The organism is Streptomyces sp. NPDC102270, from assembly GCF_044766405.1.
In the GTDB taxonomy this organism is placed as follows: domain Bacteria; phylum Actinomycetota; class Actinomycetes; order Streptomycetales; family Streptomycetaceae; genus Streptomyces.
On record NZ_JBIWLX010000036.1, the window covers coordinates 1 to 13,375 of the forward strand.

The 13,375-nt window shown below is 69.7% G+C and carries 18 protein-coding genes and 1 pseudogene; 9 read left to right on the top strand and 10 right to left on the bottom strand.

The genetic code is table 11. The annotated features are described in order from the left end of the window. Positions 1-128 precede the first annotated feature (128 nt). The 7 genes and pseudogenes from ACIRP7_RS42930 to ACIRP7_RS42960 form a co-directional block, all read right to left on the bottom strand. Positions 129-341 (bottom strand): annotated as a pseudogene (locus ACIRP7_RS42930) (hypothetical protein); the annotation flags it as partial. Between the two features lie 103 nt (positions 342-444). After that, positions 445-705 carry a DUF3099 domain-containing protein gene (locus ACIRP7_RS42935; RefSeq protein WP_352391686.1) on the bottom strand — a complete coding sequence of 87 codons (261 nt, stop codon included), beginning with the start codon at positions 703-705 and terminating at the stop codon, positions 445-447. An 85-nt stretch (positions 706-790) separates the two neighbouring features. After that, positions 791-1,078, bottom strand: a complete 288-nt coding sequence (locus ACIRP7_RS42940; protein ID WP_007382995.1) for a DUF1416 domain-containing protein — start codon at positions 1,076-1,078, stop codon at positions 791-793. Between the two features lie 62 nt (positions 1,079-1,140). Beyond that, positions 1,141-1,980 carry a sulfurtransferase gene (locus ACIRP7_RS42945; protein ID WP_123761659.1) on the bottom strand — a complete coding sequence of 280 codons (840 nt, stop codon included), beginning with the start codon at positions 1,978-1,980 and terminating at the stop codon, positions 1,141-1,143. A gap of 109 nt (positions 1,981-2,089) precedes the next feature. After that, on the bottom strand, positions 2,090-2,194 hold the full coding sequence (locus tag ACIRP7_RS42950; protein WP_352391688.1) for a putative leader peptide: 105 nt from the start codon (positions 2,192-2,194) through the stop codon (positions 2,090-2,092). 184 nt (positions 2,195-2,378) lie between these two features. Continuing rightward, positions 2,379-3,107, bottom strand: a complete 729-nt coding sequence (locus ACIRP7_RS42955) for a DUF2993 domain-containing protein (protein ID WP_403671644.1) — start codon at positions 3,105-3,107, stop codon at positions 2,379-2,381. A gap of 128 nt (positions 3,108-3,235) precedes the next feature. Beyond that, positions 3,236-3,598 carry a DsrE family protein gene (locus tag ACIRP7_RS42960; protein ID WP_403671647.1) on the bottom strand — a complete coding sequence of 121 codons (363 nt, stop codon included), beginning with the start codon at positions 3,596-3,598 and terminating at the stop codon, positions 3,236-3,238. Positions 3,599-3,765: 167 nt separating this feature from the next. Here ACIRP7_RS42960 and ACIRP7_RS42965 point away from each other — a divergent pair, with 167 nt between their 5' ends. From ACIRP7_RS42965 to ACIRP7_RS42990, 6 genes are all read left to right on the top strand, one after another. After that, on the top strand, positions 3,766-4,527 hold the full coding sequence (locus ACIRP7_RS42965) for a hypothetical protein (protein ID WP_403671650.1): 762 nt from the start codon (positions 3,766-3,768) through the stop codon (positions 4,525-4,527). After that, the gene (locus ACIRP7_RS42970) at positions 4,524-5,366 is read left to right on the top strand and encodes a hypothetical protein (protein ID WP_403671653.1); all 843 of its coding nucleotides are present in this window, start codon (positions 4,524-4,526) and stop codon (positions 5,364-5,366) included. Before ACIRP7_RS42965 ends, ACIRP7_RS42970 begins: the two co-directional genes overlap by 4 nt. Before the next feature lie 476 nt (positions 5,367-5,842). After that, entirely contained in the window at positions 5,843-6,727 is an 885-nt protein-coding gene (locus tag ACIRP7_RS42975) for a hypothetical protein (protein ID WP_403671771.1), read from the top strand. 214 nt (positions 6,728-6,941) lie between these two features. After that, complete coding sequence (locus ACIRP7_RS42980; RefSeq protein WP_403671656.1) at positions 6,942-7,517, top strand: FABP family protein; 576 nt, start codon at positions 6,942-6,944, stop codon at positions 7,515-7,517. Positions 7,518-7,566: 49 nt separating this feature from the next. Continuing rightward, positions 7,567-8,004, top strand: coding sequence for a Fur family transcriptional regulator (locus ACIRP7_RS42985; protein WP_403671659.1), 438 nt, complete (start codon positions 7,567-7,569; stop codon positions 8,002-8,004). 10 nt (positions 8,005-8,014) lie between these two features. Then, positions 8,015-8,980 carry a YgfZ/GcvT domain-containing protein gene (locus tag ACIRP7_RS42990; protein WP_403671662.1) on the top strand — a complete coding sequence of 322 codons (966 nt, stop codon included), beginning with the start codon at positions 8,015-8,017 and terminating at the stop codon, positions 8,978-8,980. A gap of 10 nt (positions 8,981-8,990) precedes the next feature. Here ACIRP7_RS42990 and dtd read toward each other — a convergent pair whose 3' ends face one another. Then, on the bottom strand, positions 8,991-9,416 hold the full coding sequence (gene dtd, locus ACIRP7_RS42995; protein ID WP_403671665.1) for a D-aminoacyl-tRNA deacylase: 426 nt from the start codon (positions 9,414-9,416) through the stop codon (positions 8,991-8,993). 158 nt (positions 9,417-9,574) lie between these two features. On the opposite strand from dtd, the gene ACIRP7_RS43000 reads away from it, so the two are divergent. Together ACIRP7_RS43000 and ACIRP7_RS43005 are read left to right on the top strand one after the other, a co-directional pair. Further along, a complete protein-coding gene (locus ACIRP7_RS43000) occupies positions 9,575-10,162 on the top strand; it encodes an aerial mycelium formation protein (protein WP_403671667.1) in 588 nt (195 codons plus the stop codon). A 104-nt stretch (positions 10,163-10,266) separates the two neighbouring features. Continuing rightward, positions 10,267-11,517 carry a GNAT family N-acetyltransferase gene (locus ACIRP7_RS43005; protein WP_403671669.1) on the top strand — a complete coding sequence of 417 codons (1,251 nt, stop codon included), beginning with the start codon at positions 10,267-10,269 and terminating at the stop codon, positions 11,515-11,517. 223 nt (positions 11,518-11,740) lie between these two features. Here ACIRP7_RS43005 and ACIRP7_RS43010 read toward each other — a convergent pair whose 3' ends face one another. Beyond that, positions 11,741-11,926, bottom strand: coding sequence for a hypothetical protein (locus ACIRP7_RS43010; RefSeq protein WP_403671672.1), 186 nt, complete (start codon positions 11,924-11,926; stop codon positions 11,741-11,743). Positions 11,927-12,116: 190 nt separating this feature from the next. Here ACIRP7_RS43010 and ACIRP7_RS43015 point away from each other — a divergent pair, with 190 nt between their 5' ends. Beyond that, positions 12,117-13,028: a winged helix-turn-helix domain-containing protein gene (locus ACIRP7_RS43015; protein WP_403671675.1), complete on the top strand. Its 912-nt coding sequence runs from the start codon at positions 12,117-12,119 to the stop codon at positions 13,026-13,028. A gap of 35 nt (positions 13,029-13,063) precedes the next feature. Here the strand turns inward: ACIRP7_RS43015 and ACIRP7_RS43020 are convergent, their stop codons facing one another. Continuing rightward, complete coding sequence (locus tag ACIRP7_RS43020; RefSeq protein WP_031056585.1) at positions 13,064-13,252, bottom strand: hypothetical protein; 189 nt, start codon at positions 13,250-13,252, stop codon at positions 13,064-13,066. Positions 13,253-13,375: the final 123 nt, after the last annotated feature.

Below are 13,375 nucleotides of genomic sequence, written 5' to 3' on the forward strand. Positions count from 1 at the left end.
GGCTACACACCTACAATCACCACCGCGGACACACCGCGCTGAAAGGCCAACCACCCGCCAGCCGCGTCCCCAACCTCACGGGTCAGTACAGCTAGGCCGCGGAGTCGACCCACAGGGCAGAAGGGATGCCCGGCCGGGTCGAACAGGACCCGGACGTCGCCCTGCGGCTGATACTCGGCGAGCCGAGCGCCTTGCGCGATCGCGCGGGCGGTCTCGGCCACCGGGCCGCTGACGGGTCGCCGACAGGGACATCGGCCGTGTCGACGCCGAGGGGCTCGGTGACGCAGTGACCGAGTTCGTGGTGAGCCGCGTCGACGGCACGTGCTCGGTGGCGGGCACATTCCAGCCCGCCCGGCGCTTGAGGGCGAGGCCGTTCAGGCCGACGGGGGTCTGGGGCGCAGCCCCAGCCACGGCCACGTCGGTGCCGCTCGGCCTCCTGTCGGGTCAGCCCCGCCGCTTCTTCCCGTCCAGCTCGTCCCACCACTCGTCGGACTTCGGGTCGCCGGAGGGGTCGTCCCACCAGCGGTCGTCGGGGCCGCGCCGGTTGGCGACCATCGCGGCGAGCGGAGGGATCACCATCGCCACCACGCACATTCCCACGGCCACCGGCACCGACCAGAGCCGCACGACTCCCCAGGCCAGGACGAACAGCCCGATGCACGTGCCCATCATCGCGAAATAAGCGTGCCGCCGTCGCGCCAACATGAGTCCAGCGTAGGACGGAAAGGCCGGAGGGCCGTACCCCGTGCGACGGGGTACGGCCCTCCGGCCGATCAGCCGGTCGGCTGCCTCAGACGGCGATCGCGACCTCGGCCAGGCCGCCCTGCTGAGCGACGACCGTACGGTCGGCGGTGCCGCCCGGAACCAGGGCGCGGACGGTCCAGGTGCCCTCGGCCGCGTAGAAGCGGAACTGGCCCGTCGCGGAGGTCGGGACCTCCGCCGTGAACTCGCCGGTCGAGTCCAGGAGGCGGACGTAGCCCACCACAGGCTCGCCGTCACGCGTCACCTGGCCCTGGATCGTGGTCTCACCGGGCTTGATCGTCGAGGCGTCCGGGCCGCCGGCCTTCGCTCCACACATGTCTTTCTCCAAAGAGGGGTCTGACCGGAAGGAAGGCCGGTCGGGATGATGCGGACGGGGTCTTACTTGTTGGCGCCGAGCTCGATCGGAACGCCGACCAGGGAGCCGTACTCGGTCCAGGAGCCGTCGTAGTTCTTGACGTTCTCGACACCGAGCAGCTCGTGCAGCACGAACCAGGTCAGGGCCGAGCGCTCACCGATGCGGCAGTACGCGATGGTGTCCTTGGCGAGGTCGACCTGCTCCTCGGCGTAGAGCTCCTTGAGCTCCTCGTCCGACTTGAAGGTGCCGTCGTCGTTGGCGTTCTTCGACCACGGGATGTTGCGCGCGGACGGGACGTGGCCCGGACGCTGCGACTGCTCCTGCGGCAGGTGGGCCGGGGCGAGCAGCTTGCCGGAGAACTCGTCGGGCGACCGGACGTCGACCAGGTTCTGCGAGCCGATCGCGGCGACGACGTCGTCACGGAAGGCGCGGATGGCCTTGTTCTGCGGCTTCGCCGTGTAGGTCGTCTCGGCCCGCTCCGGGACCTCCTCGACCAGCTCGCGGGCGTCCAGCTCCCACTTCTTGCGGCCGCCGTCGAGAAGCTTGACGTTCTCGTGGCCGTACAGCTTGAAGTACCAGTAGGCGTAGGACGCGAACCAGTTGTTGTTGCCGCCGTAGAGGATCACCAGGGTGTCGTTGGCGATGCCCTTCGCCGACAGGAGCTTCTCGAAGCCCTCCTGGTCGACGAAGTCGCGGCGGACCGGGTCCTGCAGGTCCTTGGTCCAGTCGATGCGGATCGCGTTGCGGATGTGGTTCTTCTCGTAGGCGGACGTGTCCTCGTCCACCTCCACGATCGCGATGTTCGGGTTGTCGAGGTTGGCCTCGACCCAGTCGGCGTCGACCAGGACGTCACTGCGGCTCATGCTCGTTCTCCTCCGGGGCAGTTGCGGCGGGGCGTGCGGAAGGGTGCGCGGGGCGCACGGATGCCCTGGGGCGCCAGGGCGAGGGGACGCGGAGGTCGGTGCCGTCCGCTCAGAAGGGGCGACAGAGCATGGCGGCGACGCGGCACAGGTCTACTGCCCGCCGCTTCGTGAGATCCGCCTGTCGCTTCATGGTGCCGATCGTAGGGAGGGACATACCGGCATGTCACCGGGGTGTCGCATGCTGAGATGCGATCGTCCGGCATGTGGGACCAGAAAGACGCCCGGGCCGTGTTCCCACGGTCTCCGGGCGGAAACGGCCGTCATCACCTCTACGGCACCTCTACGTACGGACGTCACCGTCTCGCCTGTCGGACACGGCGTACGGCCCGACGCTCGTCCTACCCGGCGAGCTTGACGTCCGAACCCTTCACCGCGATCTCCACACCGTTCGCACCCGCTTCGACCTTGTCGAGCTTGATACCGCCCGGCAGACCCTCGATCTTCTGGTCGAAGTCGGCGATCGAACGGACGTCGGAGTCGGCGAGGGTGATGTTGCCGAAACTGGGGATCGAGTCGGCGTGCACCCGCACGGTGTCTCCGTCGACGACGGAGACGGTGCTGAGCACGGAGACGGGCTTCTCCAGGGCGCTGATCTTGATGTCGACCTTGATCTTGCCGTTCCCGCCGTCGGAGAGGCCGACGACCTTGGCGGTGACACCCAGCGGAAGCTGGGCCTCCTCGGACCCCGCGGCCTTCAGCAGCTGGTCGTAGGCGATGGTCGCGGTGCCGGCGGCGGTGGAGGCGGTGGCGGAGCTGTAGTCGCCGGAGAACGCGACGCCCTTCATGGCGGCGTTCAGGTCGTCGATGCGGATCGAGCCCCCGCTGGTGCCGGTGTCCGCGTCGTAGTCCTTCATCCCGACCTCGACGTCGTCGAGCTCACCGCCGGCCACCTGGGTCAGGAACGGGAACCCCTTGATGTCCACGCTCGGCGTCGTGGTCAGCCCCTCCTGCGTCTTCAGCCGGTCCGCGACCTCGCCCTCCGCGAAATGGACCGCCAGACGGTCGGCGGCGACGAACAGCCCGCCGAGAATCACGGCGATGATCAGAAGTACTCGCAGGGCGCGCATGCGGTGGGTCCCCCCGGGGCGGCGGTCTTGTCGACGGACGGGTGGCCGTCGAGCGGCAGACTAACCCTGCGGGGTGAGGCGCCCGCCGGATTGTCGATCACCTGTGACAGGCCGCACCCGGTACCTGCTCAATAAACGAGCGCCTGCGTCCCGTCCGCGAGCACCTCCTGCACGAAGACCTGCGCCCCCGCGATCCGTACGCCCTCGATGACGTCCTTCTCCGTGATGTCCCGGCGGGCCGCGCACTGGGTGCACAGGGTGAGCCGCCCGCCCGCGAGGACCGAGTCCAGCAGGTCGGGCAGCGGGGCCGCGTGCGGCAGCTCGAACTCGGCGGCCCGCCCCGGCAGCGCGAACCACGCCGACTCCCCGGTCAGCCACAGTGACACGTCCACCCCACTGGCCACGGCCACCGCCGCGACGGTGAACGCCTGCGAGCACCGCTCGGGGGCGTCGGCCCCGGCGGTCACCTTGATCACGAGCTTCTTCGCCATACCGGCAGCGTACGCGCGACGGGGTCTGGTCCGTGTGCGTTGTCCGCGTGTCCGAATCGTGATCAAGTCGGCGTACAACCCTGGGTGTTGACCGGCGGTCTCCTGTGAAGCGCGCATACGGAATGCGCGCTTCACGTCTTGTGGGGGACGCGTTGGAAGGACCCGAGGTGCCCGAGGCACCCGAGATACCCGAAGCACCTGAGATACCCGAGGAGAGACCCCGGGCGCGCCGCCGGGGCCGTACGACACTGCTGATCGCCGCCGCCGCCGTTCTCGGTGTCGTGGCCGGGACGTGCACGGGATATCTGATCCAGGCCGACCGTGAGCCGACGAAACTGGCCTCGCTCTCCCAGCCGACGCCGGCGCAGGCCAAGGGCCCGGCGCCGGAACCGCTGCCCGCCTCCCAGGACCGCCGGGTGAAGACCGACGGCGACCTGCGCAAGCTGCTGCTGAAGAAGCCGGCCGGGGCGAAGACCGGTGACTGGGTCAGTGACGACCGCTGGATGACGCTGGCCGAAGTCGCGAAGACGGCCGACAAGCCGGGCGGGGCGTTCGGTGACCTGGTCTCCAAGGAGTTCCGTCGCGCGGCGGACACCGGCTGGCAGGTCGGCCGCACCTACGGCGTCGAGATCCGCCTCGTGCAGTACCGGCAGGAGGAGACGCTGGACGCCTCCGACGCGGCGGACAGCGAGAACTACTTCGAGGACTCCAAGAGCGGCACCAACAGCTGGTCGGTGCCGGGCAGCGGGAACGCCATGGCGTACGTCCACACGAAGCCGGACACCGAGCCCGGCTATCTGCCGCAGTACAACGCCTCGGCCGTCGCCTGGCGCGGGGACATCCTCATGAAGATCTTCGTCTGGGACACCAAGCCCATAACGAAGGCGAAGATCATGGATCTGGCCGAGCGGCAGGTGAAGAAGCTGTGAGCGAGCCCGAGAACCAGCAGGTGGGTGAGATCGGTCCCGCCGAGCTCACCGCCTCGACCGAGCCCGCGGCGGCGCCCGCGAAGCGCGTCCGCGTCCGTCGTGGCCGTATCGCCGCGGTCGTCGGGGCCGTGGTGCTCGTCGCGGCCGTCGTCGCCGGGGTGGGCTGCACCGTGGTCACCGTCGACGGTGCCGACCGTGACGCGGGCGCTCCCGTGTGGACGTTCCCGAAGGGCGGGACCGACAAGACGAAGGCGGCGCCCGCGAAGGGACTCGCGGGGATGCTCGTGCCGTACGGCGCCGACGGGTGGAGCCGTGGGCCCGACATCGGGGAGTACGGCTACGAGACCCGGCTCACCGGGCCCGAGGCCACCGCCCTGCGCAAGGAGTCGCTGAGCGGGCTGCCCCGGACCCAGCGCAAGGCGCTGGAGAAGCAGATCGACAAGCAGCGCCTCACGGGCATCGCGATGCGCAGTTACGTCAGCACCGACCAGCTCTCGTCCGTCTACACGGACAAGGCCTCCACCGTCACCATCGAGCTGACGCAGCTGGACAACAAGGCGGCGGCGCGGGGCATCTCGAAGTTCCAGAACGACTTCCTCGACGTGCTCGGCGACGTCCTGCGCGACGGGCCCCGGATCGAGGGCCACAAGGACGCGCGCTGTTTCCTGACGCCCAAGGACTCCGACACGAAGCTGGACTCGATGTTCTGCTTCGCCCTCCAGGGAAACGTCCTGGTCGACTTCACCGCCGACAGCGCCAGGCCCATGCAGCAAAAGGGGATCGCGATGCTCATGCGCGAGCAGCTCGACCGGATCGCGGAGCCGGGGGAGTCGGTATGACCGAGCAGACCGAACAGATACCGGCCCAGCCCCCGACCCGGGAGCCGGCCGCCCGCGCCGGGAAGGGCGAGGCAGCGCAGCCGGTGGCCGAGACCCGGCGATTCGAGGTGGCGGAGTCGGCCGACCGTCCGGAGAAGGCCGAGGTGGCGGAGCCGGTCGCCGAGGCCGGGCGGTTCGAGGTGGCGCATCCGGTCGACCGGCCCGAGAAGGGTGAGGTGGCGGAAACCGAGACGACGGAGCCGGTCGCCGAGGCCGGGCGGTTCGAGGTGGCGCATCCGGTCGACCGGCCCGAGAAGGGTGAGGTCGCGGAGCCGGTTGCTGGGGCCGGACGGTTCGAGGTGGCCGAGTCGGGCGGCAGCGCCGGTCACGGGCACCAGGCCGAGCCGAAGGAACGGCCTGGCGGCGCCGACCGCACCGACGGGCCCGAGCGGAGCGAGCCCCAGGACGGGGTGTCCTCACCCCGGGCCGCCGCGTCCGTGTCCGAGCCCGCCTCCGTGTCTGACCCCGTGCCCGCGTCCGCGCCAGCGGCCGAGTCCGTGACCGCCCCGACACCCGGCCCCGACTCCCTCGCCGTCCCAGAACCTCTCCCCGCCCCCAAGGACCGCCGTGTCCTGCGGGCGGCCCTCCGTTGGACCGCCGCCCTGCTCACCTTCGCGGTGGTCGGGGCCGGGACGGCGTACGGCATCGCGGGGATGGAGCGGACGGACGTACCGGGCCTGGGAACGAAAGCGGACGGGCGGTGGGAGTACCCGACGCTGACGAGGCCGCCGTTGCCCTCCGGCAGTCCGGGGCCCCTCGCCAAAGACAACAAGGCGGGCAGCCACTACGCCGACCTGCGCGCCCTGGTGCTGCCCGCGCCCAGGGGTGCGACCGTCGACAAGGCGTTGCGCGGCACGGACGGCTGGCTGCCGACGAAGGGCCTCCTCGCGGAGTACGGCGAGAAGGAGGACCGCGAGGAGCTGGGGCAGAAGCTCTCCGACAACGGTCTGAGGCACATCGCGGCGCGCGGCTGGACCACCCCGGACGGCACGCACACGCGGATCTACCTGCTCCAGTTCGACACCGCGGCCGTCGTGGACGATCTGTTCGGCAAGGACATCGCCCCCTACGGCAGCCCCGGCTTCGAACTGCGCGACGCCGTCACGTCCGTCTCCGACGAGCACTTCCCGAGCGCGGCCCGGATCCCCGAGATCACCGCCTCCGTCTACGTCGAGTCCAAGCCGTACGGCGCCGAACAGACCCGGCACGCCTACCTGTCCTCCGGCGACGTCCTCGCCCTGGTCGTCCAGTCCCGCAAGGGCACCGCGAACCCCGTCCCCTTCCAGCAGACCGTGACCCTCCAGAGCCAGCTCCTCGGCTGAGCGGACCCCTACGGTCCCCCGGGCCCCGGCCGCGTAAGCTGGGGCCCGGCCCGTGTACATGCACCGCACCCCGCTCATCCGAGGAGCACCCCGTGGAGATCTTCTTCGAAGCCCTGCTGGTCCTGGTCTGCGTCGGCGTTCTCGCCTTCTCGTACCTGACCGTGAAGAAGCTGTACCAGGGCCAGCGCTGACCCCCCTCTAGGAACCGCCACTCATGATCGAGATCCCGTCCGACCTCCACAAGGACCTCGTCCCGCTCGCCTTCCTGCTCGGCAACTGGGCCGGCGCGGGCGTGCACGACTTCCCGGGCTCGGAGAAGTGCAACTTCGGCCAGGAGGTGAGCTTCGGCCATGACGGCCGGGACTTCCTGGAGTACGAGTCCCACACCTGGGTGCTGGACAACGACGGCAACAAGGTCCGCCCCCTGGAGTCCGAGCACGGCTTCTGGCGCATCGACGCCGACCGCAAGGTCGAGGTGACGATGGTCCGCGACGACGGTGTCGTCGAGATCTGGTATGGCGAGATGGCCGCCCAGAAGCCGCAGATCGACCTGGTGACCGATGCCGTCGCGCGTACGGCCGCCTCGGGGCCGTACAACGGCGGCAAGCGCCTGTACGGCTACGTCAAGAGCGACCTCATGTGGGTCGGCGAGAAGCAGACCCCCGAGGTCGAGCTGCGCCCCTACATGTCGGCCCACCTGAAGAAGGTCGTCACCCCGGAAGAGGTCGAGCGCTGGGCCAAGGCCCTGCCCGACGACATGCCGGACGACGGCATCGCCTTCTTCAAGTAGGTCCCGCATTCAAGTGGGTCCCGCGCCGGGAGGTCCTAGACTTCCCGGTGTGGTGAGCACCGACTGGAAGAGTGACCTGAGGCAGCGCGGCTACCGGCTGACGCCGCAGCGCCAGCTTGTCCTCGAAGCCGTGGACACCCTGGAGCACGCGACCCCCGACGACATCCTCACGGAAGTGAAGAAGACGGCGTCGGGGGTCAACATTTCCACGGTCTACCGGACCCTGGAACTCCTGGAGGAACTCGGTCTGGTCAGCCATGCCCATCTCGGGCACGGGGCGCCGACCTACCACCTCGCCGACCGCCACCACCACATCCACCTGGTCTGCCGCGACTGCGAGAACGTCATCGAGGCGGACGTCAAGGTGGCCGCCGACTTCACCGCGAAGCTCCGGCAGGAGTTCGGCTTCGAGACCGACATGAAGCACTTCGCGATCTTCGGCCGCTGCAAGGACTGCTCTCTCAAGGCTTCAACTACCGAGTCGTAGGCTTGGGTGTATGAAGAGCCCCCTGCTGTCCCTGCCCGGCGCCGTCCCTGCCGAGGGTGTGGACGAAGACGTCGCCGCGCACTACGGCGACCTGTTCCGCGAGCAGCGCGCCCTCGCCGACGGCACCGGATTCGTCGACCTCTCGCACCGCGGGGTCGTGTCCGTCACCGGCGAGGACCGCCTCAGCTGGCTGCACCTGCTGCTCACCCAGCACGTCAGCGACCTGCCCACGGGCCAGGCCACCGAGGCGCTGATCCTCTCCGCGCACGGGCACATCGAGCACGCGCTGTACCTCGTCGACGACGGCTCTACCGTGTGGGCGCACGTCGAACCAGGCACCCAGGGCGCGCTGATCGCGTACCTGGAGTCGATGAAGTTCTTCAACCGGGTCGACGTCGCCGACCGCACCGACGAGTTCGCGATCGTCCACCTTCCCGCCGGTTCCATCGCCGAGGTGCCGGACGGGGTCGTCGTACGCGAGACGTCGTACGGCCGCGATCTGTTCCTGCCGCGCGGGGACCTGGAGTCGTACGCCGAGAAGTCCGGCCCCGCGGTGGGTCTGCTCGCCTACGAGGCGCTGCGTGTCGAACAGCACCGCCCCCGCCTCGGCTTCGAGACCGACCACCGCACCATCCCGCACGAGCTGGGCTGGATCGGGACGGCCGTGCACCTGCAGAAGGGCTGCTACCGGGGGCAGGAGACCGTCGCCCGCGTCCAGAACCTCGGCAAGCCCCCGCGGCGCCTGGTCTTCCTGCACCTGGACGGCAGCGAGGTGCACCTGCCGCCCGCGGGCGCCGACATCAGGCTCGCGGAGGAGGGGCCCGACGGTCGCAAGATCGGTTTCGTGACGACGTCCGTACGGCATCACGAGCTCGGCCCGGTCGCGCTCGCCCTGGTCAAGCGGAACGTCCCGCTGGACGCGCGGCTCGTCGTCGAGTCGACGGCCGCGGCCCAGGAAGTCGTCGTGGAGCCGTAGCCCCCGGCTCTCAGATGTCCAGCAGGACCGTGAACGGGCCGTCGTTCGTCAGCGAGACCCGCATCCGCGCGCCGAAGCGGCCGGTGGCCACCGTCGCGCCCAGAGCGCGGAGCCGGGCGACGACCTCGTCGACGAGAGGCTCGGCGATGTCGCCGGGGGCCGCGGCGTTCCAGGTGGGGCGGCGGCCCTTGCGGGCGTCGCCGTACAGGGTGAACTGGCTGATCACCAGCAGCGGGGCGTCGATGTCGCTGCACGACTTCTCGTCGTGCAGCATCCGCACCGACCAGAGCTTGCGGGCGAGTTGGGCCGCCTTCTCCTTGGTGTCCTCGTGGGTGACCCCGACCAGGACGCACAGTCCCTCGCCGCTGATCTCCCCGACCGTCTCACCGTCGACGACGACGCTCGCGCCGTCCACCCTCTGCACCACTGCACGCATGTGCCCATCATGCCGTTCGCTCAGAAGGGGCCCGTGTTCGGGTTTGTTTTTGATCCTTAACCCCCCATCTGGGGCCGTTCGGGGGCACTCGGTCACATAGCGGCCACTTGGGGTGGCACGATGCTTGCACACGCCGGTCGAGGGGACGTTAGAGGCGCATGAGCACACCGAGTACCGGGCGGCTGGACAGTCGGCGGCCGCCCACACAGCGAACGGACAGCCCGCTGCTGCCCCAGGAGCCACCCGAACAGGATCTCGCCACGCTGAGCCTGCCCGAACTGCGCACCCTGCGCCGGGACGCCCAGCGGGACGAGGCCGACCTCAGCTATGTCCGACGGCTGTTGCAGGGCCGTATCGACATCCTCCGCGCGGAACTGCTCCGCCGGTCCCCGACCGGCTCCATTCCGGAACGGCTCCCGGAGGCCTCCGTGGTCGATCGGCTCCCGGAGATCCTCACCGATGCCCCGGCCCGCCACCGCTCCTCGGCCCGCCACGTCAGGCTGGGCACCCCGCACAGCGAGGAGTACCGGCTGCTGGCCGCCGAGATGCTCGCCGAGGTCGAGCTCTCGGACCTCTGCGCACGGACCGACCTGGAACTGAGCACCGCGATGGGCCGGCTCGTGCGCTACGAGCAGCGGGTGTCGGTGCGCCGGCAACGCTTGCAGCGGACGGCGGACGAGTGCAGCGGGGAGATCGCGCGACGATACCGGGAGGGGGAGGCGCAGGTGGAGGATCTGCTGACGTAGCGGTGTCGGGGGTGTTCGGGGTGTTCCCCGCGGGCCGGCGTGCGGCCGTCCGGGTGCGGAAAAACAACACGACACCCCGACCCCGCCCGCCTACCGTGGGCCCCATGAGCGTCCCAGCCGACATCGACGTCCGTGCGGTCACCGAGGCCGAGTATCCCGAGTGGCTGCGTGCCGTGCGGGCCGGGTTCCTGCGGGAGCCCGTGGTGACGGCGGCGGAACTGGAGGCCCGTAGGAGCCAGTTCGCGTCCGGCCGGATCCTCGGGGCCTTCGACGGGGACCGTTGCGTGGCGACCTTCCGTTCCTTCGCGCAGGAGGTGACGGCGGTCGGGGGCCGGTCCGTGGCCGCCGACGCGATAACCGCCGTCAGCGTGACCGCCACCCACCGCCGGCGCGGCCTTCTGACCCGCATGATGAGCCAGGACCTCGCCGCCGCGAAGGAGCGCGGAGACGTCCTGGCCACGCTGATCGCCGCCGAGTACCGGATCTACGGCCGCTACGGCTTCGGCCCCGCCACCACGGGCACCGAGTGGACGATCGACGTCCCGCGCACCGGCCTCGACCTCCGTGGCCCGGATCTGGACGGCGGCCGTATCGACCTGGTGGACCCCGACGACGTACGCAAGCTCGGTCCCGAACTGCACGACCGGATGCGCCGGGCCACTCCGGGGGCGATCAGCCGGGACGACTGGCGGTGGCAGCTGAACACGGGTGCGGTGCGCCCCGACCCGGCGTGGACCGAGCCGTTCTTCGCGGTGTACCGGGCGCCGGACGGCACGGTCGAGGGGCTGATGGCGTACGAGGTCGACGACAAGTGGGCCGACACCATGCAGCCGTCGAACACGGCGAGCGTGCGGGACCTGATCGCCTCGACCCCGGCCGCCGAGCGCGCGCTGTGGCACTACCTGTGCTCGATCGACTGGGTCATGCAGGTCAAGAGCGGCTGGCGGGCCCCCGACGACCTGCTCCCGCACCTGCTGCCGAACCCCCCGGCGGCCAGGATCAGCATGCAGTCGGACTGGATGTGGGTGCGGATCCTGGATGTCGTACGGGCCCTGGAGACGCGGACGTACGAGGGCGAGGGGGAGCTGGTGCTGGAGGTCGTGGACAGCTCCGGGATGACCGGCGGCCGCTACCGGCTGGAGGCCGCCCCGGACGGTGCTTCCTGTACGGCGACGACGCGCAGCGCCGATCTCACCCTCGACGTACGGGAGTTGGCGTCGCTGTGGCTCGGGGACGAGTCGGCGGTGCGGCTCGCGGCGCTGGGGCGGGTGCGGGAAGAACGAGCGGGCGCCGGCCGGGGGGCCGACGCCCTGCTGCGTACGTCCAGGCGGCCTTGGTGCCCGGACATGTTCTGACGCTCCCTTCGGGCGGGGACGGGCGGACGGTGTTCCTGGTGGTGCCTGGTGGTGCTTTCGTATCCGTAGCGAGCTGTTCAGTTGTGGCTGTGCGGGTGTGCAGCTGTCGCTGCTGTTCAGTTGTCGGTGTTCAGTTGTGGCTGTGCAGACCGACCGGGCTCCCGGCTCCCCTCCAGGGGGGAGCCCGGTCAGCCGGATCCTGGGCCCGGCGGGCGGGCGGACGTCATCCGGACTGGGCGAGCAGCATCACGAGGATGACCGCTCCGATGCCACCGATCGCGACGTTCTTGGACTTGACGCCGATGGTCAGGGCGACGAACGCGATGATGCCCATCGCGCCCCACTTCCACTGGACGAGTGCCTCGAAGCCGACGGCGAGAGCGGCGATGGCGATGGCGACGAACGGCATGACGGTCCCCCTTCGGGACGATGGTCCCTGTCGACCACCGAGGTGGCCAACCCTGTGAAGTTTTGACCATGTTTCTCAAGGTTGACCAAGTTGGCGACCAACTTCACTGTACTTATCTCCGCTTGGATGCGTCTCATAACCACCTTCCAGTGAACTGCCCAAAGATGGCGGGAAGTTGTAGTGTTCGGTCGTGGACCCGAAACACGCCTCCGCCAATGGGCGGAAGAGGTCACAGAGGCCACAGAAGTCCCATCGTGAGGTGGCCGACGAGCTCCGCGCCCGGATCCGGTCCGGCACGCTGCGGGCAGGTCAGCGCATGCCCACCCAGGCACGGCTGGCCGACGAGTTCGGCGTCGAGCGGGGGGTCGTACGGCAGGCGCTGTACCTGCTGCAGACGGAGCGTCTGCTCACCAACGTCTCCAAGGGAAGCCCGGCGACCGTCGCCCCCGACCTGGGGTTCAGCAGGGCGGGCACCGGCCCGGGATCCGCTCCACAGCCCACGATGGTCACGCTCGGCCCCCGGATAGCCGCCGCGTTCGCGGCCCCGCACGTCGAGATAGAAGCCCTGTGCCTGACGTCGGTGTCCCTGAACCTCGCCGTCGGCGAGGGGCTGCGACAGATCCACGCCGGACGGCTGAATCCGGCCAAGATCGACGTCCGGGTCCTGCTCCCGGGCCGGGACATCGACCTCGCCTTCCCGGTGCCGGTCGGGGGCCGCCGCGACGACGACCCGGTCCACGAGCGCTGGCTGGCCCATCGCAACGCCCAGGTGCAGGTCCTCCAGCACAACCTCCTGGCCCTGCGCGCCACGCACGGGATAGACGTGCACGTCACCTTCCGTGCCCTGCCCTTCACGCCGCCGGTGAAGCTCTACCTGCTGAACGGCATGGAGGCGCTCTTCGCGTACTACACGCTGACCCGCCGCAAGGAGGAGATCGACGACGAGCACCTGGAGTTGTACGACTCCGAGGGCACCCAGTCGATGCTGTTCGCCTTCGAGCAGGGCGCCGGCCTGCGGGACACGACGTTCGTGGAGCAGTCCCACCTGTGGTTCAACGCACTGTGGGAGACGATCAGTTCGGAGCTGGTGCTCACGATCTGAGGTCTCCCACAGGGGCGGATCCGGTTGCGCTCGGGTCATAGGGCCGGTCCCGCGACCAGCAGGGCGAGCACCACGGCCCCGACCGAACTGATGGCGGGGTTCTTGGCCTTGAGGCCGATGGTGAGCAGGAGCATCCCGATGATGCCGCTGGCACCGTACTTCCACTGCAAGGTCTGCTCGACGCCGACGACGAAGACGGCGGAGAGGAGGGCGAGGGCCGGCATGGTGGTTCCCCCTTCGGGCATCGGACATCGGGCTGGGCGAGGCGGGCGGTGATGCGGAAGCAAAACTTCCACCAACTCAGTGAAGTTGGTAACCAACTCTACCTATGTTGTCCCCACTTGGTT

Excerpts from the sequence above, each read along its gene's own strand:
- ACIRP7_RS42935 (WP_352391686.1), bottom strand. The coding sequence starts at position 705 with ATGTTGGCGCGACGGCGGCACGCTTATTTCGCGATGATGGGCACGTGC.
- ACIRP7_RS42940 (WP_007382995.1), bottom strand. The coding sequence starts at position 1,078 with ATGTGTGGAGCGAAGGCCGGCGGCCCGGACGCCTCGACGATCAAGCCC.
- ACIRP7_RS42945 (WP_123761659.1), bottom strand. The coding sequence starts at position 1,980 with ATGAGCCGCAGTGACGTCCTGGTCGACGCCGACTGGGTCGAGGCCAAC.
- ACIRP7_RS42950 (WP_352391688.1), bottom strand. The coding sequence starts at position 2,194 with ATGTCCCTCCCTACGATCGGCACCATGAAGCGACAGGCGGATCTCACG.
- ACIRP7_RS42955 (WP_403671644.1), bottom strand. The coding sequence starts at position 3,107 with ATGCGCGCCCTGCGAGTACTTCTGATCATCGCCGTGATTCTCGGCGGG.
- ACIRP7_RS42960 (WP_403671647.1), bottom strand. The coding sequence starts at position 3,598 with ATGGCGAAGAAGCTCGTGATCAAGGTGACCGCCGGGGCCGACGCCCCC.
- ACIRP7_RS42980 (WP_403671656.1), top strand. The coding sequence starts at position 6,942 with ATGATCGAGATCCCGTCCGACCTCCACAAGGACCTCGTCCCGCTCGCC.
- ACIRP7_RS42990 (WP_403671662.1), top strand. The coding sequence starts at position 8,015 with ATGAAGAGCCCCCTGCTGTCCCTGCCCGGCGCCGTCCCTGCCGAGGGT.
- dtd (WP_403671665.1), bottom strand. The coding sequence starts at position 9,416 with ATGCGTGCAGTGGTGCAGAGGGTGGACGGCGCGAGCGTCGTCGTCGAC.
- ACIRP7_RS43000 (WP_403671667.1), top strand. The coding sequence starts at position 9,575 with ATGAGCACACCGAGTACCGGGCGGCTGGACAGTCGGCGGCCGCCCACA.
- ACIRP7_RS43005 (WP_403671669.1), top strand. The coding sequence starts at position 10,267 with ATGAGCGTCCCAGCCGACATCGACGTCCGTGCGGTCACCGAGGCCGAG.
- ACIRP7_RS43010 (WP_403671672.1), bottom strand. The coding sequence starts at position 11,926 with ATGCCGTTCGTCGCCATCGCCATCGCCGCTCTCGCCGTCGGCTTCGAG.
- ACIRP7_RS43020 (WP_031056585.1), bottom strand. The coding sequence starts at position 13,252 with ATGCCGGCCCTCGCCCTCCTCTCCGCCGTCTTCGTCGTCGGCGTCGAG.